Source organism: Ensifer sp. NPDC090286 (genome assembly GCF_044769565.1).
Classification (GTDB): domain Bacteria; phylum Pseudomonadota; class Alphaproteobacteria; order Rhizobiales; family Rhizobiaceae; genus Ensifer.
The window spans coordinates 365,194-388,530 of sequence record NZ_JBIVYF010000007.1; the positions used below are offsets into that span (position 1 = coordinate 365,194).

Consider the following 23,337-nt stretch of genomic DNA (forward strand, 5'->3'; position numbering starts at 1 on the left):
GAAGGATCCATGTTTGGTATGGGTAGTGGAGAGATGGCGAGTATTGATTAGGGAGCTGCAGCTGGAAGGGGCAGGCTCTTGTCTTTGTCACAAGCCATGAAGAGGAGATGGCAGAAAATAGCGATTCACGTGAAACCCTGCAAGGGGCTGTCGCAAATTAGAAACGCCTATGACAGGCCGCAAATCGATTAAATTCAAAATGGCTTCACGACGACCATGATGACGATGAGGATCATCAGGAGGGTAGGGGCCTCGTTCATCAACCGCCAATAGCGCGCGTCGTGTCTGTTTTCGTCGCGCTGAAAGGCGCGCACCGCACGGCTGAAACGCATGTGGACAACCGTCAGCAGCACCACGAACAGAAGCTTGGCATGCAGCCAGCCACCCTGGAAGCCATAGACGCTCCAGGCGAGATAAAGCCCGAGCACCCAGGAAATCATCATCGCCGGGTTCATGATGACCTTCAGGAGCCGCAACTCCATCATCTTGAAGGTTTCCGACTGGGCCGAACCGGGCTCGGCATCCGTGTGGTAGATGAACAGCCTGGGCATGTAGAGCAACGCCGCCATCCAGGACATCACGGCGATAACGTGCAGCGCCTTGATCCAGAGATAGAGATCATCCGGACGCCAGACGAACAGACCGACAAGAAGCGCCGCGAACGCGCCGAGCGCGATCGCTGCCCTGAGCCGTGCCCTGTTGCCGGGCGCCCGATCGGTCTGCTTCTCCGTCATCACCTTGCTCCGCGAACCCGGGCAACCAGCGCCGAGACGTGATCGGGATCTGCCTGCGGCGTTATGCCATGGCCGAGATTGAAGATCAGCGGACCGTGACCGAGTGCCTCGAGAATGCGGTCGATGCCTTCCTCAAGCGCCACGCCGCCGGCGACCACCCGCATCGGATCGAGATTGCCCTGTACCGGCCCTTCCTTCTGCAGGTCCCTTGCGAAGGAAAGCGGAACCGTCCAGTCGAGGCCGATCGCGTCAGCGGCGGTCGCCTGCCGATAGCCGTTCAGAAGCTGCCCTGCGCCCTTTGCAAAGGCAATGATCTTTGCCTGCGGCCGCTGCGCTCGAACGGAGGTGATGATCCGCTGCACCGGCTTGATGGCATAGCGGGCGAATTCCTCTTCGCCGAGAACACCCGCCCAGGAATCGAAGATCTGCACCGCATCGGCGCCGGCATCGATCTGCCGCACGAGATAATCCGCCGACACATCCGCCAGAAAGGCGAGCAGATGATCGAAGGCTTCAGGATTGCGATAGGCGAAGAGACGGGCAGGAGCCTGATCCGGCGTACCGTGTCCGGCGATCATATAGGTCGCAACCGTCCAGGGAGCGCCACAGAAGCCGAGCAGCGTCGTTTCCGAGGGAAGTTCTGCGCGCAACCGCGAAACCGTCTCAAAGACCGGCTGGAGGTGCTCAGCGATGCCCTCTGGCTTCAGGAGCCGGATACCATCGACATCGATCGGATCCATTCGCGGCCCATGACCTTCTTCGAAGCGCACATTGCGTTTCAGTGCATCGGGAATGACCAGGATGTCGGAGAAGAGAATGGCAGCATCGAAAGCGTAGCGACGGATCGGCTGCAAGGTGACCTCGACGGCGAGATCGGGCGTGTAGCAAAGATCGAGGAAGCTTCCGGCGACAGCACGTGTCGCCCTGTACTCCGGCAGGTAGCGTCCCGCCTGCCGCATGAGCCAGATCGGAGGAGGTGACACCGTCTTCCCTGCCAAAACTTCCAGAACCTTTCTGCGCGTTTCGGTCACGGATCGTCTCTCCCAATTTAAAATCAAAGATATTTAGAAGGTTTCTATTTCTTAGAGTCGGTGGGTATCAAGGATTAAAACAACCCACCGACTTATCCACGACCGGCGATCGCGGCGCCACCTGACGGGACAATGAGAGCGATCTCTGGAAAAACAGCGTGGTCAATCTCGGAAACGTTTTTTGAATCATGTCTTTAAGCCGCGCTCGATTTTTGCCGCGCCTGTGGAAAAGCGGTTGATACGCGTGACACTTTGTCCCCACCGCGAGTCTTGTCCACATCCGTCCCGAAACAATGTCCGCGACAGTGCCAATTGTGAATAACTCGGCTGTTTTCCACTTGCCTGGATCCAGGCCCCGTCGTTAGCTGTGTTTCATCCCGGCTTATCAACAGCACCAGGAGAATTGCGTGGAGAACAAGAAAAACTACTTCCACCTTCACCTGATTTCGGACTCAACGGGCGAGACTCTCATTGCCGCCGGGCGCGCTGCCGCGGCCCAATTTCAAAGCTCGCATGCGCTCGAGCACGTCTATCCGCTGATCCGAAACCGCAAGCAGCTGCTGCAGGTTCTCGACGCCATCGATGGCGCACCGGGCATTGTTCTCTATACGATCGTGGATCGCGAACTCGCCGACATCATCGATCGCCGTTGCCGCGAGATGGGTGTTCCTTGCGTCTCGGTGCTCGATCCGATCATCGACCTTTTCCAGTCCTATCTCGGATCCCCGTCGCGGCGGCGCTCCGGTGCTCAGCATGTGATGGATGCGGAATATTTCGCCCGCATCGACGCACTCAACTTCACCATGGACCATGACGACGGTCAGCTGCCGGCCGATTTTGACGACGCGGATGTCGTTCTCGTCGGCATCAGCCGGACGTCGAAGACGCCGACCAGCATCTATCTCGCTAACCGTGGCATCAAGACGGCCAACATCCCGATCGTCCCGGGCGTGCCCCTGCCTGAAAGATTGATGGAAGCGACGAAGCCGCTCGTCGTCGGGCTGATCGCGACGGCCGACCGTATTTCGCAGGTGCGCCAGCATCGGGTGCTCGGAACGACGCAAGGCTTTCACGGCGATCAGTACACAGACAAGGCCTCGATTACCGAGGAACTGAAATATGCCCGGTCTCTCTGTGCCCGCAACAATTGGCCGCTCATCGACGTCACCCGCCGTTCGATCGAGGAAACCGCGGCGGCGATCGTTGCCCTGCGTCCACGTCTGCGTTAGAGCGGATTCGAACAATTCGGGAACCTGAATGATGACATCTTCGCTCGTCCTGGCCTCGGCCAGCCCGTTTCGCCGGGCGCTTCTGGAAAATGCCGGCCTGGTTTTTAAAGCGAGGGCAGCCGAGATCGATGAGCGCGCGCTGGAAAAGCCGCTTGAAGATAAAGGTGCAGCACCCGAGGCCGTCGCTCTCGAACTGGCGGAAGCAAAGGCGCGGGATGTGGCGCGGCATTTTTCCGGAGCGCTGGTGATCGGTTCCGATCAGACGATGTCCCTGGGCTCGCGGGTCTACCACAAGCCGAAGACCATGGCGGAAGCCGCCGCACACCTGCTTTCGCTTTCCGGCCAGACGCACCGACTCAACAGTGCGATCGTGCTTCTTCGTGATGACGAGATTGTCTGGCGGCACCTGTCGTCCGCCCACATGACCGTACGACCGCTGACAGCGGGGTTCGTCGAGCGCCATCTGGAGCGTGTCGGCGAGAAGGCGCTTTCGAGCGTCGGCGCCTACCAGCTGGAAGGTGAGGGCATCCAGCTCTTCGAAAAGATCGAGGGCGACTACTTCACCATCCTCGGTCTTCCGATGCTGCCGCTGCTCTCCAAACTCCGCGAACTGGGAACGATCGATGCGTGATTCACGTGAAACATTTGTTAACCACGCCTTCGTCACCGGCTATCCGATCAAGCATTCCCGGTCGCCGTTGATCCATGGTTATTGGCTGAAAAAGCTCGGGCTGCCCGGCAGCTACCGCGCCCATGAGGTCAAGCCGGAAGACTTTGCCGTCTTCGTGGCCAGCCTCAAGGATGGGACATCCGGTTTCAGCGGCGGCAATGTCACCATTCCCCATAAGGAAGTGGCCTGTCGGCTGGCGGATCAGCCGGATGAGCTGAGCCAGGAACTCGGCGCTGCCAACACGCTGTGGGTTCAGGATGGAAAGGTGCATGCCACCAACACCGACGGCCGCGGTTTCGTTGCCAACCTCGACGAGCGGGCGGCCGGTTGGGACAAAACGTCGACGGCGGTCATCCTCGGCGCCGGCGGCGCCAGCCGGGCGATCATCCAGGCTGTTCGCGACCGAGGCATCAAGACGATCCATGTCGTCAATCGCACCGTCGAACGGGCGCAGGAACTTGCCGACCGGTTCGGCCCGGCGGTCGAAGCCCACCCGATGGGCGCACTCAAGGACGCAATGACCGGCGCAGGCCTGTTCATCAACACCACCTCACTCGGCATGGACGGCAGCGAAGCACCGGCAATCGACTTCGGTGTCATGGCTCCGAGCGCCGTCGTCACGGATATCGTCTATGTTCCCTTGAAGACGCCGATCCTGGCACAGGCAGAAGCGCAAGGCTTTGCGACCGTCGACGGTCTGGGCATGCTTCTGCATCAGGCGGTGCCCGGCTTCGAACTCTGGTTCGGCTGTCGGCCGACGGTGGACGCCGCTCTTCGACAATTGATTATCGACGACATGGACAGGCACTGATGATTATCCTCGGGCTCACCGGATCGATCGCCATGGGCAAGTCGACGACCGCCCAGATGTTTCGCGACTTCGGGGTGCCGGTGAACGATGCCGACGAAATCGTGCATCAGCTCTATAGCGGCGAGGCGGTCGCACCGGTGGAAGCGGCCTTTCCCGGAAGCACGAGAGATGGAAAGGTCGATCGCGCCGAACTTTCGCGCCAACTCATGCAGGCACCAGAACGGCTGCGCGAACTCGAGGCGATCGTCCATCCGCTGGTGCGCGGCAAGGAGCAGGAGTTCCTTGCGGAAAACCGCGCCGCCAATGTGCCCTTTGTGGTCCTCGACATTCCTCTTCTGTTTGAAACGGGCGCGGAAAAGCGGGTCGATCGCGTCGTCGTGGTGACCTGTTCGGCCGAGCTGCAACGCCAAAGGGCGCTGAAGCGCCCAGGGATGACCGAGGAAAAACTCGCGATGATCCTTGCGCGGCAGGTCCCGGACAGCGAAAAGCGTAAACGCGCCGACTACATCATCGATACCAGCGACAGTTTCGACGTCACCCGGGCCCAGGTGAAGGCCGTCGTCGACCAACTCGCAGCCAGCAACGGAGACGCGGATGCGTGAGATCATCTTCGATACGGAAACGACAGGCCTCGACAATCGCGAGGACCGAGTGATCGAAATCGGCGGCGTCGAACTCGAGAACCAGTTTCCGACCGGCCGCACGCTGCACATCTTCGTCAATCCCGGCAGCCGCAAGGTTCACCCGGATGCGCTCGCCATTCACGGGATCACCGACGAGTTCCTGAAGGACAAGCCGCCCTTTGCCGATGTCGTCGAGGAAATCCTCGGCTTCTTTGGTGATGCCCGCTGGGTCGCGCACAACGCCACCTTCGACATGGGCTTCATCAACGCCGAGTTCGCACGGCTGGGAATGCCGCCGATCGCGAACGATCGGGTAACGGATACGCTGGCGCTCGCCCGCCGCAAAAATCCGATGGGACCGAACTCGCTCGACGCACTGTGCCGCCGGTATGGTATCGACAATTCGCATCGCGCCAAGCATGGCGCTCTTCTCGACTCCGAACTGCTGGCTGAAGTCTACATCGAGATGCTCGGTGGCCGTCAGGCCGCACTCGGGCTCGTGTCCAGCAAATCGACCGGCCAGGCGATCGAACTCGATGAAGCGCCGATCCTAATCGGCCAGCGGCCGCGCCCCTTGCCGAACCGGCTCTCGGAGGCTGACCTGGCCGCTCATGCGGCGTTGATTGCAAAGATCGGTTCCAAGGCGATCTGGACAAAATACGAACCTCAGGAATGAGGCAGATACGAAAAGCCCGGCACATTGGCCGGGCTTTTCGTTTCAGCAATCTGAAATTCGATCAGTTTGCGGTTTCGTTCGAAACCTGGGCGCGGACCTTTTCTTCGGCCATGCGCTGGGCAAACATCTGCGCGAAGTCGATCGGGTCGATCATCAGCGGCGGGAAGCCGCCGTTGCGGGTTGCGTCGGCAACGATCTGACGGGCGAACGGGAACAGCAGGCGCGGGCACTCGATGAAGAGCAGCGGCAGCATGTGCTCCTGCGGGAAGCCGGCAACGCGGAAGACGCCGCCATAGGCGAGTTCGACGTTGAACAGAACGCGGTCACCGTCCTTGGCTTCTGCGTTCAGCGAGAGCACGACGTCGAAATCGTTCTCTGCGAGCGGGTTTGCATTGACGTTGACGTTGATATTGATCGCCGGCGCCTTGTCACGGGCCTGCAGCGAACGCGGCGCGCCCGGGTTTTCGAAGGAAAGGTCCTTGATATACTGGGCGAGGATGTTCAGCGTTGGGCTCTGCTGCGCGCTGCCGTTGCCGTTGGATGCGGTATCAGTCGTCATAAGGGTTCCTCGACAAAAATAGGTGAGGCCATCTAGCATTTCGGCCTAGGGCTTACAACCCTGCGGGCCCGGCGCTTTCCAGCGGACGCGCGGCCTTACGCTCCAAGCGGAGAGCTGAAAGAATGCTCCGGAATATGGGCGATAGCGTGCCGTTCCTGCATTCTGCCGGTATGGTCTTGGCTAGGGCCGGCGGCGATCACCGACCTGCGGCGGGTCCTCGTCGTCGGTCCGCGAAAATTCGCCGTCTTCCAGATCGATGACGCGCGGTGAAGGGCCCGGTTCGCGCGGACGTGTCCAGCCGGCACTGGAGGCAGCGGTCACGATCGTCATTCGCTTGCGCAGGAAACCGGCAACCGCATTGCGCACGAAAGGCAAAAACAGCAGGAGGCCGATCACGTCGCTGACGAAGCCCGGTACCACCAGCAGGATCGCCGCGACGAACAACAATGCGCCGCCAAGCACCTCCCGGCCCGGGTCGCTGCCGTTGCGCGCGGCGTCCTGCATCCGACGAATGACGGTAAATCCCTGGACTCTCAGCAGGATAACGCCGACAAATGCACTGGCAAGAACCAGAAGCAACGTCATCAGGAGGCCGATCTCTCGGCCGACGACAACGAAACCGGCGATCTCGGCCAGCGGAAGCCCGAGGATGGCAAGGGGGATAAGAAATGAACGCATCGATGCTGCCCGAAAATGTAACCTGGTGTCACATCCCCGTCTAAGGGTGCGACATCGCCATTTGAATGATCTATTCTTGCGGACTATATGGAATAGCCACGAGAAATTCTAACAGCGGTTCCGGGTGGAAATGGGCTCTTTTGACTTCATCACGTTTTTTTTCCTGATCGCCGCGGTGGTCATTTTCCTGCAACTGCGCAGCGTCTTGGGCCGCCGGACCGGGAACGAGCGGCCGCCGTTCGATCCGTATTCGCCACGCGACATGAGCCAGGGGCCGGATAACGGCGACAAGGGCAAGGTCGTGCAATTGCCGCGCCGCGAGAATGCGGACGAAGAAGCGAACCGCTACGAAGCGATCGACGCCTTTGCCAAGACCGGAACGACGCTGAACACGCAGCTACGGGCGTTGAGCGATGCGGATCAGGGTTTTGATCCCAAGGAATTCGTCAACGGCGCCAAGATGGCCTACGAGATGATCGTCATGGCTTTCGCGGACGGCGACCGCAAGACGCTGAAGAATCTGCTGTCCCGCGAGGTCTATGAAGGCTTCGACGCAGCGATCACCGATCGCGAGCGCAAGGGCGAAGTCGTCAAGTCCACCTTCGTCGGCATCGACAAGGCGGACATCATTCACGCCGAAGTGAAGGACAGCGAAGAGAACATCACCGTTCGCATCGTCAGCCAGCTGATCTCGGCGACCTACGACAAGCAGGGCGGTCTGATCGACGGCGACGCCGAGTCCGTTGCGGAGGTCAACGATCTCTGGACCTTCGCGCGCGACATTCGCTCGCGGGATCCGAACTGGAAGCTGATCGCCACCGAATCCGAAAACTGAGCGGACGCGGTACCGATGTCCTATCGACTTGAGCCAGCCCGTTTCTCCGAGCTTCCGGGCTGGCAGGATGATGATCCGACCACGGTGATCGAGGCGATGCGTCGCTGTCACCAGCATGTCTCGACGGTCAAACCCTATCGCACGGGTTCTCTCGGGATTTCGGTCGACGATCTCGCGCCGGCCTTCTCCGCATCGCAGCAGCAGGTTGAAAGCGCAGAGAACGCGCGGGCGTTTTTCGAAGCGCAGTTCGTCCCCTTCCGGATCGTGCCCGAAACGGGTTCCGGTTTTGTCACGGCCTTCTACGAGCCCGAGATCCATGTCCGCGCCGAACCGGACGAGACCTATCGCTATCCGCTCTACCGCCGGCCGGACGATCTGGTCGATGTTCATGATGGCAACAGGCCGGAGGGCATGGATCCCTACTTTGCCTTCGGCCTCTCCGAGGGTGGACGCATCAGCGAGTATCCGGACAGGCAGGCAATCGAGCAGGGCCATCTGGCCGGCCGCGGCCTGGAGATCGCCTATGCGAAGTCCAAGGTCGAGATCTTCTTCGTTCATGTCCAAGGTGCCGCACGGCTCCGGTTCCCGGATGGTTCGCGTCGTCGCGTCACTTATTCGGCCAAGACCGGGCACTATTTCTCAGCGGTCGGCAAATTGCTGATCGAGCGCGGCAAGATCGATGCCGCCACCGTTTCGATGATGAGCATTCGCGACTGGCTGGAAGCCCATCCCGACGAGGTCGATGAAGTTCTCTGGCACAACCGGTCGTTCATTTTCTTCCGCGAGGCAGAGGTCGAGGACGAGCGGTTGGGGCCGATTGCCGCCGCCAAGGTCTCGCTCGAACCGAACCGCTCATTGGCCGTCGATCGGCTGATCCACACTTTTGGCGTTCCCTTTTTTATCGCCAGCGAGAGCCTGACGCGGCTCGATGACGGAAAGTCCTTCCAGCGTCTGATGCTGGCACTCGATACGGGCTCGGCGATCGTCGGCCCGGCCCGCGGCGATATCTTCACCGGGTCCGGTTTCGAGGCTGGCGAACGGGCCGGAGCGGTTCGCAATGCGGCCGACTTCTATGTCTTCGTTCCCAAGGCGGCCGCGGCCCGTTACGGCCATGGCTAAGGACAAGAAGCTCTCGGCCGAGGATCGCATTCTCTGGGGCAAGGTTGCCCGTTCGGCGAGACCGATGCCCGGTCGGCTCGTCGACCTCATGGAGATTCTGGCCGAGGCCGAACAGGCAAAGCCTCCGGAAGAGGCGAAGGCCAAGCAGCAGCTGCAACAGCCGGCAACGGCCGCCGAGCAGTCGGGCATAGCGCTGACGAAGAAGCCCGGCGAAAAAGTGCATCATCCTCTGGAGCGGCCGGTCAAACGCAAGCTGGCCAAGGGGCACCTGGTGCTCGAGGGGCGGATCGACCTGCACGGCATGATCCAGAGCGAAGCCCATGGTCTTCTTCTGCAGTTTCTGCTGAGGGCGCACGAGCGGGGGCTGCGGCATGTGCTCGTCATTACCGGCAAGGGTACCTCGTTCGGCAGCGACGGCGCCTTGAAGCGAGCCGTGCCGCTCTGGTTCTCGCTTCCCGAATTCCGGCCGCTGATCTCGTCCTATGAACCTGCCGCCCGAAACCATGGCGGCGACGGCGCGCTCTATGTTCGCCTGGCGCGGGTGAGGGGCAGTGCGCTATGACACCCTTCGGCCAGGCTCTGCGCGAACTCCGGCGCCGCAAGGGCGTATCGCAGAAGGAGATGGCGAAGGCGATCGGCGTCTCTGCGGCTTATCTCTCGGCGCTTGAGCACGGAAAGCGCGGTGCACCGAGCTTCGATTTCCTCCAGCGCGTCACCGGTTACTTCAACGTGATCTGGGACGAGGCGGAGGATTTGTTCCGCATCGCCAATGTCTCCTCGCCGAAAACGGTGCTCGACACGTCGGGTCTGACGCCCGAGCACACCGCATTTGCAAACCGTCTGAGCGAGCAAATTCGCGCTTTGTCTCCGGAGACGATCCGCAAGCTGGAAGATGTTTTGGAAAAAGCCACATTTCCTGATAATGACAGGGGATGAATGCTTGTTTCCGGCCGCTGCCTGGCGGTCCGGGATTTGGAACCGTGGACAAATTTCCTATAGTCCGCGAGGCGTCCGAGACGTGATTCGCAACGAATCACCATGTCCGAAGAACCTGGAAAGACCCGTACCGTATGACCGATACTCCTGAAACCGCAGCCGGCGCCAGCGCCGAATATGGTGCCGATTCCATCAAGGTGTTGAAGGGCCTCGACGCCGTACGCAAGCGGCCGGGCATGTATATCGGCGACACGGACGATGGCTCCGGCCTGCATCACATGGTGTACGAAGTCGTCGACAACGCCATCGACGAGGCGCTTGCCGGCCACGCCGACGTGGTCACGGTGACGCTCAATCCGGACGGATCCGTAACCGTGACCGACAACGGTCGCGGCATCCCGACCGGCATCCACAAGGAAGAGGGTATCTCGGCCGCCGAGGTCATCATGACCCAGCTGCACGCCGGCGGTAAGTTCGACCAGAACTCCTACAAGGTTTCGGGCGGCCTGCATGGCGTTGGCGTGTCGGTGGTCAACGCGCTTTCGGTCTCCTTGAAGCTGAAGATCCGCCGCGACGGCAAGATCCACGAGATGAGCTTCACCCACGGCGTCGCCGATGGTCCGCTCGCCGTCACCGGCGATGCGGGTGACGCGACAGGCACCGAGGTGACGTTCCTGCCGAGCGCCGAGACCTTCTCCAAGACCGAGTTCGACTATAGCACGCTCGAACATCGCCTGCGCGAGCTCGCCTTCCTCAATTCCGGCGTCCGCATCATGCTGACCGACAAGCGCCATTCCGACGTCCGGCAGGACGAACTGATGTATGAGGGCGGCCTCGAAGCTTTCGTCGCTTATCTCGACCGCGCGAAGAAGCCGCTGGTGCACAAGCCGGTGGCTATCCGTGGCGAAAAGGACGGCATCACCGTTGAAGTGGCGATGTGGTGGAACGACAGCTACCACGAAAACGTGCTCTGCTTCACCAACAACATCCCGCAGCGCGACGGCGGTACGCATATGGCGGGCTTCCGCGGGGCGCTGACCCGACAGGTCACGTCCTATGCCGATACGTCCGGCATCACGAAGCGGGAAAAGGTCACGCTCCAGGGTGAGGACTGCCGCGAAGGCCTGACGGCCGTGCTTTCGGTCAAGGTTCCCGATCCGAAGTTCTCGTCGCAGACCAAGGACAAGCTGGTGTCGTCGGAAGTGCGACCGGTGGTCGAAAGCCTCGTCAACGAGGCGCTGAGCACCTGGTTCGAGGAACACCCGACCGAAGCCAAGATCCTGGTCGGCAAGGTCGTCGAAGCGGCTGCCGCCCGCGAAGCCGCCCGCAAGGCCCGCGAATTGACCCGCCGCAAGGGCGCGCTCGACATTTCCTCGCTGCCCGGCAAGCTGGCGGACTGCTCCGAACGCGATCCAGCCAAATCCGAAGTCTTCCTGGTGGAAGGTGACTCGGCAGGCGGTTCCGCCAAGCAGGGCCGGTCGCGCGAAAACCAGGCGATCCTGCCGCTGCGCGGCAAGATCCTCAACGTCGAGCGCGCGCGCTTCGACAAGATGCTGTCGAGCCAGGAAATCGGCACGCTGATCACCGCGCTCGGCACCTCGATCGGCAAGGACGAGTTCAACGCCGACAAGCTGCGCTACCACAAGATCATCATCATGACGGACGCCGACGTCGACGGCGCCCACATCCGTACGCTGCTGCTCACCTTCTTCTTCCGGCAGATGCCGGAACTGATCGAGCGCGGCCACATCTATATCGCCCAGCCGCCGCTCTATAAGGTGACGCGCGGCAAGTCGGCGCAGTATCTCAAGAACGAACAGGCGCTCGAAGATTACCTGATCTCGATGGGTCTCGAGGAAGCGACGCTGCAGCTTGAATCGGGCGAAGTCCGCGCCGGGCAGGACCTGCGCGAGGTGATCACCGACGCGCTGCGCCTGCGTAACCTCATGAATGGGCTTCACTCGCGCTACAACCGGGCGATCGTCGAGCAGGCGGCCATTGCCGGCGCGCTGAACGTCGAGCTCAACGGCCAGCGCGACGAGTACGAAAAGACCGCCGCCGAAATCGCCCGACGTCTCGACGTGATCGCCGAGGAAACCGAGCGCGGCTGGACCGGTACCGTCACCAGCGAAGGCGGGCTGCGGTTCGAACGCATGGTGCGCGGCGTCAAGGAAGCCGCGGTGCTCGACATGGCGTTGATCGGTTCGTCCGATGCGCGCTACATCGACCAGCTGGCGTCGAAGCTGAAGGAAGTCTACTCGGCGCCGCCGGTATTGCGTCGCCGTGACGGCACGCAGGAGATCAGCGGCCCGCGCGCGCTTCTCGACGCGATCTTCGCCGCCGGCCGCAAGGGCCTGTCGATGCAGCGCTACAAGGGTCTGGGCGAAATGAACGCCGAGCAGCTCTGGGAAACGACGCTCGATCCGAACGTCCGCTCGCTGCTGCAGGTCCGGGTGACCGACGCCACCGACGCCGACGGTCTGTTCTCGCGTCTGATGGGCGACGAGGTCGAGCCGCGTCGCGACTTCATTCAGGAAAATGCGCTGAGCGTCGCCAACCTCGACATCTGATCGAGGTCATTGCAGAGACAAAAAGAAAATCCCGGCCTGAGAGCCGGGATTTTTGTTTGTGCTTCACTCGCCCTTGAACTGGCCCTCGAAGGCGAATTCGCCGACCGGCTTGCGCTGGCTCGGGATTTCGCGTGCGCGCAGATCGTCCGGCAATGTCGAGGAATCCGCAAGCCGGCCGATCGCGACGGCGGCTTCGACCCGGTAGTGTTCGGGAACGTTCAGGGCGTGCATCGCCTTGTCGCGATCGATGCCCGCCATGCCATGGGTGTGCCAGCCCGCAAGCGAGGCCTGCAAGGCGAGGCTGTACCAAGCCGCCCCGGTATCGAAGGCGTGGGTATAGGCATGCCGCATTTCGCCGTTCTGTGCTGCATTATGCGTTCTTGAAATCACAATCAGCAGCGCTGCCGCGTTCTTCGCCCAGCGTTGGTTTCCCTCGTCGAGCGTTTCGAGCAGCACCGGAAAGCGATCCGTGCCGCGACGCGCATAAACGAAACGCCAAGGTTGGCGGTTGCTGGCAGACGGCGCCCACCGGGCCGCTTCGAAGAAGGAAAGTAGGGTCTTTTCGTCGATTTCCTCGTTGGTGAAGGCGCGGGGCGACCAGCGCTCGATGAACATGGCATCGATCGGATGGTCAGCTTTTCTGTTGTCGGTCGCCGTCATGGACATGCCTCTTCTCGGTGTCGCGTGAACTTGGGAACGCCGCCGGACCGACGGGCGGCCCATGGTTTGATTCGTTTCGAACGCTACATGAGGACGGATGGCGAAGGAACGGGTTGGATGCACGCAAACGTGAGCGCCCGTTCGCCTAGTGCGCCTCAGGAAATTGCAGAAACGGCGACTTGAGGTCATTGCCGTTTCCAAGAAAAAAGTTGTATAAGTTCTGTAGGATTTGAGAGAGGACGGATCATGTCGTTTAAGGACCCATCATTGTTTCGCCAGGCAGCGCTTATCGGCGGCGAGTGGATCGAGGCGGACGCGGCAAACGCGATCGAGGTGAACAACCCGGCGACGGGTGAAATCATCGGTCGCGTGCCGAAGCTCGGCGCCAAGGAAACCAAGGCTGCGATCGAGGCCGCGCGTGTCGCCCAGAAGGGCTGGGCAGCGCGCACGGCCAAGGACCGCGCCGGCGTCCTGCGCAAATGGTTCGAGCTGATGATCGAGAACAAGGAGGATCTCGGCCGTATCCTGACGTTGGAGCAGGGCAAGCCGCTGGCCGAAGCGACCGGCGAAATCGTCTATGGCGCAAGCTTCGTTGAGTGGTTTGCCGAAGAGGCGCGCCGTCTCTATGGCGACCTGATCCCCGGCCACCAGCCCGACAAGCGCATTCTGGTCATGAAGCAGCCGATCGGCGTCGTTGCAGCGATCACGCCCTGGAACTTCCCGAACGCGATGATCACCCGCAAGGCCGGCCCGGCCTTTGCCGCCGGCTGCGCCATGGTGCTGAAGCCGGCCGCCCAGACGCCGTTCTCGGCGATTGCGATCGCCGTTCTGGCCGAGCGCGCCGGCCTGCCCAAGGGTCTCTTCAGCGTCATCACCGGTTCCGCCCGCGAGATCGGCGCCGAGATGACCTCGAACCCGGTCGTGCGCAAGCTCACCTTCACCGGCTCGACCGAAGTGGGTGCGGAACTCTATCGACAGAGCGCGGCCACCATCAAGAAGCTCGGCCTCGAGCTTGGCGGCAACGCGCCCTTCATCGTCTTTGACGATGCCGATCTCGACGCGGCCGTCGAAGGCGCGCTGATCGCCAAGTTCCGCAACAACGGCCAGACCTGCGTCTGCGCCAACCGCATTTATGTGCAGGACAAGGTCTATGACGCCTTCGCCGACAAGCTCGCCAAGGCGGTCGCCAAGCTGAAGATCGGCAATGGCGTCGACGAGGGCGTGATCCTCGGCCCGCTGATCGACAAGGCGGCGCTGGAGAAGGTGGAGGAACATGTCGCGGACGCCACCTCGAAGGGGGCTCGCGTCATCCAGGGCGGCAAGCGTCACACCCTCGGCGGCACCTTCTACGAGGCGACGGTTCTGGCTGACGTCACCCAGGCGATGGCGGTTGCACGCGAGGAAACCTTTGGGCCGGTCGCCCCGCTCTTCCGCTTCACCGACGAGGCCGACGTGGTCGAGCAGGCAAACGACACCGAGTTCGGCCTTGCCTCCTACTTCTACGCCAAGGATCTTGCGCGTGTTTTCCGTGTGGCTGAAGCGCTGGAATACGGCATGGTCGGCGTCAACACCGGGCTGATCTCCACGGCCGAAGCGCCGTTCGGCGGCGTCAAGCTGTCCGGCCTCGGACGCGAGGGCTCGCGCTACGGCATCGAAGAGTTCACCGAGATCAAATACGTCTGCCTCGGCGGCGTCGCGTAAGATACGGTACCCAATCTGAAAAACCGGCCGGAAAGTTCTGGCCGGTTTTTTTCTTTGCCGATAGAAATCTCGTAATTGCGGGATCGAGGCATCGCTCGTCCCGTCGCATTGCAGGAGGAGACGACCCATGCCGGCACCGAAGAACCCCTTCAAAGCAGCGCTGCGCGAAAACCGCTTCCAGCTCGGGCTGTGGGTGGCGCTTGCCAGCCCCTATGCAGCCGAGGTGGTGTCCGGCAGCGGTTACGACTGGCTGCTGCTCGACGGCGAGCACGCGCCGAACGATATCCCGTTGCTGTCGGCGCAGTTTCGTGCCGTCGCCGCATCGGCGAGCCACCCTATGGTTCGCCTGCCGGTGGGCGATACCGTGCTGATCAAGCAGATCCTCGACACCGGCGTGCAGACGCTCCTGATCCCCATGGTCGAGAGCCTGGCCCAGGCGCAGCAGCTGGTGCGCGCCACCCGCTATCCGCCGCATGGTGTTCGCGGGGTCGGCGCCGCCCTCGGGCGCGCCTCCGAGTTCGGCCGCATCGGCGATTATCTCCAGACCGCCGGCGATGAAATCTGCCTGATCCTGCAGATCGAAAGCCGCGCCGGTCTTGCCGCCATCGACGAGATTGCCGCGCTCGATGGCGTCGACGGCCTCTTCATCGGTCCCTCCGATCTGGCCGCCGACATGGGCTATCTCGGTAAGCCAGGCCATCCGGAGGTGCGCGCGGCGATTGCCGACGCGTTCGAGCGCATCAAGAAGGCCGGCAAGGCACGCGGCATCATGACGCTCGATCTCGAGCAGGCGCGCGACTATCGCGAGATGGGCGCCGATTTCATGGCGATCGGCACGGACGTCACTTCGCTCGTGCGTGCGACGACGACGCTGCGCCAGGTGTTTCTCGGCGAAGAGACGTCGGCTCCGAAGAAGCAGGAATCCGGCTACTGATCGCAGATTGCCTGGAGTTCGGGCATCGCTACGCCCGGGCTCCAGCGCCGCAAATCGACGATCCGCCGCTCGATTTTTTCGCGGTGGTGGTTGGCGATATCGCTGAGGCGGTGATTGAGGAACGGGTTTCTGAAGCGTTCCAGCGTCGCGACAACATAGTCTGCCGCTTCGCTCTCCAGGCCCTTCGTAGCGAAAGCGGGGATCACTTCCGACTGATAGATGCGGTCGAGACGCGCTGCGACGTCGGCGTCGGCCAGGATTGCCCGCACAGTCTCCTTCGGGTCGCGGACTTGCCTAAGCCAGAGATCGGCCAGCACCGTGTGGCCGAGATTGAGGATGTGGAGCTTCAGTTTCTCGTAAGGCGTCAGGTCATCCACGAGCTTTACGCAGGGGTGGATGCATGGGGGCCGCAAGCCGGGCTGGTTTTCGATTGCCCAGAGCGCATAGGGCTCGGCAATGGCACCGGCCGGCTCGAGCGGCTCGGAGACGATGCGGTCGACCAGCGTATTCGCCCAGACGACATCCTTGTCCAGCCAGTCGGCAAAGGCTTTGTCTTTCACCCGCTCCGCCGCGAGCCGCAGCATCAGCGCCTTCAGCACGTCGCCGTTGCGTGACACCAGTTCGCAGGGAAGCATCGTCAGGGGACGCCCGCCTGCGTCGAAGCGCGCCTTCAGGAGCAGAAGCAGCTTGCCCGGAAAGGAACGGGGAACTTCTGTTATCGGATCGTCCTCGCCGACCTGGTAGCCCGTGTCGCCGGTGTTAGAGATCAGGATTTCGGCTTCCTCGGCGACAATCGCCCGGATCTCGCTCCAGTTTTGGTTGGTTGAAAGCGCGCGCACGACGCTTGTCACGTGCTGCGTCGCGTCGATCCTCTCGCCTCCCTGGATGCCACGAATGATAACGGGAAAGCCCTCGGGGCGGGCGAGCGCTGAAAGCCGCCCTGACCGTTCGCTTGACCCGGTCGTCTGAACGATCGTGATCGGTCCTGCTGCCTCTCCTCTCTTCAAAGCCTCGCTGATGAAGAGATCGGCATGCGCCTGAAGGAAACGGCTCGTCCCGAATTGCACGATCGGCGTCGGCATGCGTAGGCTCCGATAGCTGGCTATGGAATGGATTGGAGAAGGGTTTCGCGCGCCGACTGAAGGTGTCGCCGGCAGGCCTGTTCGGCCTTTGCCGGATCGTGCGAGCGCAGCGCTTCGATATAGGCGAGGTGTTCTTCCAGCGCACGGGCGTTGCGCTGGCGGGCGTTCGTCTTGTTCCACTGGTAGTGATAGTGGAAGACGATCGCGATGATGTCGTAGAAATCGACGATGAACCGGTTGCTCGATGCCTTGTGCACCAGCAGGTGAAATTGCTCGTCGAGCTCGGAGAACTCCCGGTAACGGTTGTCGATGTCGGCGAGGATGTCCCGGTGCAGGGCCTCGATCTCCCCGAGTTCTTCCCAGGCCGGATGGTCGTCGGGCAGGGAGACAAAGCGCGCCGCCGAGCGCAGCTCGAACATCTCGCGCACTTCTGTCAGTTCCAGCGCGAATTCGCGGGTAAAGCCTTTCAGGATCCAGTGGCTGTTCGGCCGCTTCTCGATCAGGCCGAAGCGGCTGAAGCGGATCAGGAACTCGCGCACGCTGGTCGTACCGGTCCCGATGTCGCGTGCCAGTTCCAGTTCGTTGATCTGCATGCCCGGCTCGGCACCACCGGCGAGAATCCGGCGCATGAAGCTGCGCTCGATGATCTCGGCCAGTGAATCCGTCTCTTCCGTCGGAAAATAATCGTCGGGCCGGGGTTGGCGCAGCACGCTCTTCTTGCGCTTGTCCCAGGCGATCAGATGCAATTCCTCGAAGCGGCCAAGGATCGCCCGCACCGTCGTCCGGCTGACGCCGAGCATCTGCCCGAGCTCCGGCTCGGAGGGCAGCGAGGATGTGTCCGCCAGCAGCTTGAGGCAGCGGTTATAGGCATCCTTGAAGACGGTGTTCTGTTTTGCCATGGGCGACGTCCGGATCGTTCGAAGTTTTCTGCGCTTACGCGGAACGCTCCTCTATCCCGTCGCTCCGGTTTTGTCTGCGTCTGTCGTCCATATCCGTTCCTCTCAGCCGCTCCGGGGCATCTCGGCCGTGCCGTCGATGTTTTCGCTATAATACCCATTGACGGCAATCTGTCTATTGTAGATAAAAGACAGAACGAAAATCATTAGGGAGAAATCGGGTGTCCGCGCCGTCCACCATCCTGCTCGCACCGGAGGACAATGTTGTCGTGGCGACGCTGGCGATTGCCGCCGGCGACGTTCTGCCAAACGGCGTGCGCGCGGCGGCAAAGGTCGATGCCGGACACAAGATCGCCATCCGCGCCATCCGCGCCGGCGAACCGGTCGTCAAATATGCCCAGGCGATCGGCCGGGCGACCGCCGATATCGCGCCGGGTGACCACGTGCACGCCCATAACCTCGCCTTCGACAAGGACCGCCTGGCGATCAGCCCTCAAGGGGCGCCGGAGGCGGCAAGCGATGCCGACAGGGCGCGCACCTTCATGGGCTATCGAAGAGGGGACGGCCGGGCGGCGACGCGAAACTACATCGGGGTCGTCGCCAGCGTGAACTGTTCTACCACCGTCTGTCGCGCCATCGCCGAGGAGGCGAACAGGCGCATCTTGCCGAGGTACGAAGGCATCGATGGTTTCGTGCCGATCGTGCACGATCAGGGCTGTGGCATGTCTTCGACCGGCGACGGCATGGCCAATCTGCACCGCACGCTCGCCGGCTACGCCCGCCATGTCAATTTCGGCGGCGTGCTGATGGTCGGCCTCGGCTGCGAGGTCAACCAGTTGACGCTCTATGGCCAAAGCGGCGCCGGCGCGGAGAAACGCCATTTCAACATCCAGGAAGCCGGCGGCTCGCGCCGTTCCGTCGAAAAGGCGCTGGGCATTCTCGAGGAAATCGCTGCTGAAGTCGGCAAGGAACGTCGCGTCGCTATCCCGGTCAGCGAGATCATCGTCGGTCTGCAATGCGGAGGGTCGGACGGGCTTTCGGGCATTACGGCCAACCCGGCGTTGGGTGCTGCGGTCGACATCCTTGCGGCCGCCGGCGGCACGGCGATCCTCTCCGAAACTTCGGAAATCTATGGCGCTGAGCACCTGTTGCGCAGCCGTGCCGTCAACGACGCGGTCGCGGTGAAACTCGATGGGCTGATTGCCTGGTGGGAGAACTATGTGGCGATGCATGGCGCTTCGCTCGACAACAATCCTTCGCCGGGCAACAAACGGGGTGGCCTGACCACCATCCTTGAAAAATCTCTCGGCGCCGTCGCCAAGGGCGGTCGCTCGCCGCTGAACGCGGTCTATCGTTACGCCGAGCGCGTGACCGAGCACGGGCTCGTTTTCATGGATACCCCCGGCTACGACCCGGTATCGGCCACCGGACAGGTTGCCGGCGGCGCCAATGTCATTGCCTTTACCACCGGTCGCGGCAGCTGTTTCGGCTGTCGGCCGGCGCCGTCGATCAAGCTCACCAGCAACACGGCGCTCTACCGGGCGATGGAAGAGGACATGGATATCGATTGCGGCGTGATCGCTTCGGGGGAGGCGAGCATTGCCGGGCTCGGCCGCGAGATCTTCGACCTGATCGTCGAGACTGCCTCCGGCCGCAAGACCAAGAGCGAGCTTTTCGGCTACGGCGATAATGAGTTCGTGCCCTGGCATTTGGGCGCAACGCTCTAAATACCTAAGGCATCCTGGGAGGAGGAAACGGGGAATGCAGACGAGACGGATCGGTCGAACCGACCTATCGGTGACCGAGTTTAGCTTCGGCGCTGCCGGTCTTGGCGGCCTCTACCGCGAATGCACCCGCGACTCCGCGATCGCGACCCTGGACGCTGCCTGGCAGTCGGGCATGCGCTACTTCGATGTCGCGCCTTTCTACGGCCTCGGTCTTGCCGAGCGTCGTGTCGGCGACTTCCTGCGCGACAAGCCGCGTGATCAGTTCGTGCTTTCTACCAAGGTTGGTCGTCTCCTGCGTCCGGTGCCGGAAGACAAGGTGCCGGACTATTCCTACGTGAACCCGCTGAATTTCGACGTCACCTACGATTACAGCTATGACGGCATCATGCGCTCGGTCGAGTTCAGCTATGCCCGGCTCGGGCTCAATCGCATCGACATCCTCTATGTGCACGATATCGGCGTCTACACCCATGGAGCCGCTCGCAACGCGGTCTACCTCCGGCAATTGCTGGAGGGCGGCCTCAAGGCGTTGGAGGCGCTGAAATCCTCGGGAACGATCGCGGCCTATGGGCTCGGCGTCAACGAGGTGCCGGTCTGTCTCGACGTCCTGCGTCAGGCCGATCTCGACTGCATCCTGCTCGCCGGGCGTTACACGCTGCTCGACAGGTCCGCTGTCGCCGAACTGCTGCCGCTCTGCGAGAAGAAACAGACTTCGCTTGTCGTCGGCGGGGTGTTCAACTCGGGCATCCTGGCGACGGGGCCGGTCGAAGGCGCGCATTTCGACTACATGCCGGCGACGGACGATATCCGGCAAAAGGTTGCCGCCATGGACGCGGTTGCGCGCGGCATGAATGTGCCGCTTGCCGCACCTGCCATGCAGTTTCCGCTCGCCAGTCAGCAGGTCGCCTCGGTGCTGCTCGGCACCGCCAAGCCGCAGAGCCTGGCGCGCAACATGGCGCTCGCCGAGCACCGGTTTTCCGCCGCCGATTTTGCTGCTTTTGAACCGTTCACACTGGTCGCACCGGAGCTCGGAGACGAGCCGGTTCGGGTCTAACGGACGGCACCAAAGCGCCGTCTGAAATGCTGTTCCGGCAGCTTGCCAAGCCGGGATTGTCGTATTAGCATTCCAATATGTTTTTTATCGATAAAAGGTCGATAAGCCAGCACCTGCGATCGACCTCCAAGAAGTGGAACACGGTGCACCAAGAGGAGAAACCTGGGATGAGCATTCTGAAAAGCAGCCTGACCCGCCGCGCCTTTACCGCCTTGGCCGGCGCCGCGATGATCGCCGGCATGTCGCCGGTCGCCTCCTTCGCACAGGACGTGACGATCCCGATCATCGTCAAGGATACCACGTCCTTCTATTGGCAGATCGTGCTGGCCGGTGCCCGCGCCGCCGGCAAGGATCTCGGCGTCAACGTGCCGGAACTCGGCGCTCAATCCGAATCCGATATCAACGGCCAAATCAGCATTCTCGAGAACGCGGTTGCCGGCGCCCCGGCTGCCGTCGTTATTTCGCCAACGGAATTCAAGGCGCTCGGCAAGCCGATCGATGAAGCAGCGAAGGCCGTGCCGATCATCGGCATCGACTCCGGTGCCGACTCCAAAGCCTTCTCGTCGTTCCTCACCACTGACAACGTCCAGGGCGGCCGCATTGCTGCTGACGGTCTCGCTGCAGCGGTCAAGGAAATGAGCGGCAAGGAAGAGGGCGAAATCGCCATCATCACCAGCCTTCCGGGTGTCGGCTCGCTCGACCAGCGCCGCGAAGGCTTCCTCGATCAGGTCAAGACGAAGTATCCGGGCTTCAAGGTCGTCGTCGATAAATATGCCGACGGCCAGGCAACCACCGGCCTCAACATCATGACCGACCTGATCACCGCCAATCCCAACCTTGTCGGTGTCTTTGCGTCCAACCTGATCATGGCGCAGGGCGTCGGCCAGGCGATCGCCGAAAACAAGCTCGGTGACAAGATCAAGGTGATCGGCTTCGACAGCGACGACAAGACCGTCGGCTTTCTCAAGGAAGGCGTTCTGGCCGGTCTCGTCGTGCAGGATCCCTACCGCATGGGGTATGATGGCGTGAAGACAGCGCTCGCGGTCTCGAAGAAGGAGAAGGTCGAGGCGAATGTCGATACCGGCGCCAATCTGGTGACCAAGGCCAACATGGCCGAGCCGAAGATCGACGCTCTCTTGAACCCGAAGGTCAAGTGACGACGGCTGCGGCGGGCGTTGAGCCTGCTGCACCCGCTTGCGGCCGGAACGAGGACCGGCCGCAAGCGATCTCTGCGATGGGAGGAATGCGCAGATGACCGACTTGCAAGAGCAACGCGACATCAGGACCGAAGGACTGCATGTGGCGACACGCCACCCGGTTCCGAAAGGCGAGCCTATCCTGGAGCTGCGCGCCCTGCAGAAGAAGTATGGTGCCGTCGAAGCCTTGAAGCCCGCATCGCTGACCTTTCTGTCCGGTGAAATTCACGCGATCGTCGGTGAGAACGGTGCCGGCAAGTCGACGCTGATCAAGCTTCTGACCGGCGTCATCAAGCGCACGTCCGGCGAAATCTTCTGGTGCGGAAAACCCGTTCAGCTCGGTACGCCGCAGGAGGCGATCGAGCGCGGTATCAATGCCGTGCATCAGGAGGTCGTGCTTTGCGCTCACCTGTCGGTCGCGGCCAATATGTTTCTGGGCGACGAGATCAATCGCAATGGCCTCATGCGCAAGCGCGCCATGACCGATGCGGCACAAAGCGTGCTGGATGATCTCGGCTTCAACCTTCCGGCCGGTGCCGTGCTTGGTAGCCTGACGATCGGCCAGCAGCAGCTCGTCGCCACGGCGCGTGCCGCCATGCGCGGCACGCAGTTTCTGATCTTCGATGAGCCGACCGCCTATCTCACCCGGCAGGAATCGGCGCAGCTCTTCCGGCTGATCCGAAGGCTGCAGGCCGAAGGGGTGACGATCGTCTATATCAGCCACCGCATGGAGGAAGTCTTCGAGCTTGCCGACCGTGTCTCGGTGCTGCGTGACGGCACCCATGTCGGCACCCGCAAGATCGGCGAGACCAACGAGGCGGAACTGATCGCACTGATGATCAACCGCACGATCGAGCAGATCTATCACAAGGAACATTTTCCGCCGGGCGCGGCCATCGTCGAGACGCGCAACTTGAGCGGTCCCGGCTTTCAGGATGTGTCGCTGACAGTGCGCGCCGGCGAGATCGTCGGCCTTTATGGGCTCATCGGCGCGGGACGCAGCGAGTTTGCGCTCGGCCTTTATGGCCGGCACCGGCCAACGGGTGGAGAGGTCTACTGGCAGGGCCGCAAGGTGGAGATCGCCAACGAACGTAAGGCCATGGACCTCGGCATTGCGCTTGCGCCGGAAAGCCGGCGTGACCAGGGCCTCTGCCTCAACCTGCCGATCGGCCTCAACATCAATCTGCCGGTATTCAACCGGCTGACGCGCGGCCTGACGATCAACGGCCAGCAGGAGCGGGAAAACGCCGACCGGCAGATCCGCGACCTGAAGATCAAGACGCCGTCACGCCGCGTGCTGGCGTCTGCCATGTCCGGCGGCAACCAGCAGAAGATCGTCATCGGCAAGTGGTTGAGCCACGGCGCCAAGCTTTTCATCTTTGATGAGCCGACGGTCGGGGTCGATGTCGGCACCAAGGCGGAAATCTATCGCCTTTTCGCGCGGCTTTTGGAGAACGGGGCGGGCATCATCCTGATCTCGTCCTATCTGCCGGAGGTCTACGAATTGGCGGACCGGCTGCATGTGTTCCGGCGCGGACGACTGGTCGCCAGCCACGACTATCGCGCCGCCAGCCATGAGGAAGTGCTGACGCAGGCGATTGGCGTTTGAACCGATA

General features: G+C 62.0%; 23 protein-coding genes. 16 read left to right on the forward strand and 7 right to left on the reverse strand.

Going from position 1 to position 23,337, the window contains the following annotated elements:
- Positions 1–194: 194 nt before the first annotated feature.
- Positions 195–737, reverse strand: a complete 543-nt coding sequence (gene hemJ, locus ACIQUG_RS30585; RefSeq protein WP_402325997.1) for a protoporphyrinogen oxidase HemJ — start codon at positions 735–737, stop codon at positions 195–197.
- A complete protein-coding gene (hemE, locus tag ACIQUG_RS30590; RefSeq protein ID WP_402325999.1) occupies positions 734–1,765 on the reverse strand; it encodes a uroporphyrinogen decarboxylase in 1,032 nt (343 codons plus the stop codon). Before hemE ends, hemJ begins: the two co-directional genes overlap by 4 nt.
- Positions 1,766–2,172: 407 nt before the next feature.
- Here hemE and ACIQUG_RS30595 point away from each other — a divergent pair, with 407 nt between their 5' ends.
- Genes ACIQUG_RS30595 through dnaQ form a run of 5 tightly spaced genes read left to right on the forward strand, consistent with a single transcriptional unit; the run spans position 2,173 to position 5,774 of the window.
- Complete coding sequence (locus ACIQUG_RS30595; protein WP_402326000.1) at positions 2,173–2,994, forward strand: pyruvate, water dikinase regulatory protein; 822 nt, start codon at positions 2,173–2,175, stop codon at positions 2,992–2,994.
- 31 nt (positions 2,995–3,025) lie between these two features.
- Complete coding sequence (locus ACIQUG_RS30600; protein WP_402326001.1) at positions 3,026–3,625, forward strand: Maf-like protein; 600 nt, start codon at positions 3,026–3,028, stop codon at positions 3,623–3,625.
- Positions 3,618–4,475, forward strand: coding sequence for a shikimate dehydrogenase (locus tag ACIQUG_RS30605; RefSeq protein WP_402326002.1), 858 nt, complete (start codon positions 3,618–3,620; stop codon positions 4,473–4,475). Before ACIQUG_RS30600 ends, ACIQUG_RS30605 begins: the two co-directional genes overlap by 8 nt.
- Positions 4,475–5,077 carry a dephospho-CoA kinase gene (gene coaE / locus ACIQUG_RS30610; RefSeq protein WP_402326003.1) on the forward strand — a complete coding sequence of 201 codons (603 nt, stop codon included), beginning with the start codon at positions 4,475–4,477 and terminating at the stop codon, positions 5,075–5,077. Before ACIQUG_RS30605 ends, coaE begins: the two co-directional genes overlap by 1 nt.
- Positions 5,070–5,774 (forward strand): DNA polymerase III subunit epsilon, encoded by a 705-nt coding sequence (gene dnaQ / locus ACIQUG_RS30615; RefSeq protein WP_402326004.1) that lies wholly within the window; start codon positions 5,070–5,072, stop codon positions 5,772–5,774. Before coaE ends, dnaQ begins: the two co-directional genes overlap by 8 nt.
- Positions 5,775–5,835: 61 nt before the next feature.
- Here the strand turns inward: dnaQ and secB are convergent, their stop codons facing one another.
- Together secB and ACIQUG_RS30625 are read right to left on the reverse strand one after the other, a co-directional pair.
- A complete protein-coding gene (secB, locus tag ACIQUG_RS30620) occupies positions 5,836–6,333 on the reverse strand; it encodes a protein-export chaperone SecB (protein ID WP_043624236.1) in 498 nt (165 codons plus the stop codon).
- A gap of 180 nt (positions 6,334–6,513) precedes the next feature.
- On the reverse strand, positions 6,514–7,011 hold the full coding sequence (locus ACIQUG_RS30625; protein WP_402326005.1) for an FxsA family protein: 498 nt from the start codon (positions 7,009–7,011) through the stop codon (positions 6,514–6,516).
- A gap of 130 nt (positions 7,012–7,141) precedes the next feature.
- Here ACIQUG_RS30625 and ACIQUG_RS30630 point away from each other — a divergent pair, with 130 nt between their 5' ends.
- The 5 genes from ACIQUG_RS30630 (at position 7,142) to gyrB (ending at position 12,471) form a co-directional block, all read left to right on the forward strand.
- On the forward strand, positions 7,142–7,846 hold the full coding sequence (locus ACIQUG_RS30630) for a Tim44/TimA family putative adaptor protein (protein WP_043624242.1): 705 nt from the start codon (positions 7,142–7,144) through the stop codon (positions 7,844–7,846).
- 15 nt (positions 7,847–7,861) lie between these two features.
- A complete protein-coding gene (locus ACIQUG_RS30635; protein WP_402326006.1) occupies positions 7,862–8,965 on the forward strand; it encodes a murein transglycosylase A in 1,104 nt (367 codons plus the stop codon).
- Entirely contained in the window at positions 8,958–9,527 is a 570-nt protein-coding gene (locus tag ACIQUG_RS30640) for a Smr/MutS family protein (protein ID WP_402326007.1), read from the forward strand. Before ACIQUG_RS30635 ends, ACIQUG_RS30640 begins: the two co-directional genes overlap by 8 nt.
- On the forward strand, positions 9,524–9,901 hold the full coding sequence (locus tag ACIQUG_RS30645; RefSeq protein WP_043624249.1) for a helix-turn-helix domain-containing protein: 378 nt from the start codon (positions 9,524–9,526) through the stop codon (positions 9,899–9,901). Before ACIQUG_RS30640 ends, ACIQUG_RS30645 begins: the two co-directional genes overlap by 4 nt.
- Before the next feature lie 134 nt (positions 9,902–10,035).
- Complete coding sequence (gyrB, locus tag ACIQUG_RS30650) at positions 10,036–12,471, forward strand: DNA topoisomerase (ATP-hydrolyzing) subunit B (RefSeq protein ID WP_043624256.1); 2,436 nt, start codon at positions 10,036–10,038, stop codon at positions 12,469–12,471.
- Positions 12,472–12,534: 63 nt separating this feature from the next.
- On the opposite strand, the gene ACIQUG_RS30655 is transcribed toward gyrB, so the two are convergent.
- Entirely contained in the window at positions 12,535–13,131 is a 597-nt protein-coding gene (locus ACIQUG_RS30655) for a nitroreductase family protein (protein WP_402326008.1), read from the reverse strand.
- Positions 13,132–13,377: 246 nt separating this feature from the next.
- On the opposite strand from ACIQUG_RS30655, the gene gabD reads away from it, so the two are divergent.
- Positions 13,378–14,832, forward strand: a complete 1,455-nt coding sequence (gene gabD, locus ACIQUG_RS30660; RefSeq protein WP_402326010.1) for an NADP-dependent succinate-semialdehyde dehydrogenase — start codon at positions 13,378–13,380, stop codon at positions 14,830–14,832.
- Positions 14,833–14,959: 127 nt separating this feature from the next.
- Positions 14,960–15,766 carry an aldolase/citrate lyase family protein gene (locus tag ACIQUG_RS30665; RefSeq protein WP_402326011.1) on the forward strand — a complete coding sequence of 269 codons (807 nt, stop codon included), beginning with the start codon at positions 14,960–14,962 and terminating at the stop codon, positions 15,764–15,766.
- Here ACIQUG_RS30665 and ACIQUG_RS30670 read toward each other — a convergent pair.
- A complete protein-coding gene (locus tag ACIQUG_RS30670; RefSeq protein ID WP_402326012.1) occupies positions 15,760–16,848 on the reverse strand; it encodes a mannitol dehydrogenase family protein in 1,089 nt (362 codons plus the stop codon). The genes ACIQUG_RS30665 and ACIQUG_RS30670 overlap by 7 nt on opposite strands.
- 20 nt (positions 16,849–16,868) lie before the next feature.
- Positions 16,869–17,747 carry an FCD domain-containing protein gene (locus ACIQUG_RS30675; protein ID WP_402326013.1) on the reverse strand — a complete coding sequence of 293 codons (879 nt, stop codon included), beginning with the start codon at positions 17,745–17,747 and terminating at the stop codon, positions 16,869–16,871.
- A gap of 218 nt (positions 17,748–17,965) precedes the next feature.
- Between ACIQUG_RS30675 and ACIQUG_RS30680 the strand changes: the two genes are divergently transcribed.
- From ACIQUG_RS30680 to ACIQUG_RS30695, 4 genes are all read left to right on the forward strand, one after another.
- Positions 17,966–19,471, forward strand: coding sequence for a UxaA family hydrolase (locus ACIQUG_RS30680; RefSeq protein ID WP_402326014.1), 1,506 nt, complete (start codon positions 17,966–17,968; stop codon positions 19,469–19,471).
- A gap of 34 nt (positions 19,472–19,505) precedes the next feature.
- A complete protein-coding gene (locus ACIQUG_RS30685; RefSeq protein WP_402326016.1) occupies positions 19,506–20,525 on the forward strand; it encodes an aldo/keto reductase in 1,020 nt (339 codons plus the stop codon).
- Positions 20,526–20,692: 167 nt separating this feature from the next.
- Positions 20,693–21,682, forward strand: a complete 990-nt coding sequence (locus ACIQUG_RS30690; RefSeq protein WP_034801640.1) for an ABC transporter substrate-binding protein — start codon at positions 20,693–20,695, stop codon at positions 21,680–21,682.
- Between the two features lie 94 nt (positions 21,683–21,776).
- Positions 21,777–23,330 (forward strand): sugar ABC transporter ATP-binding protein, encoded by a 1,554-nt coding sequence (locus ACIQUG_RS30695; RefSeq protein WP_402326017.1) that lies wholly within the window; start codon positions 21,777–21,779, stop codon positions 23,328–23,330.
- Positions 23,331–23,337 lie beyond the last annotated feature (7 nt).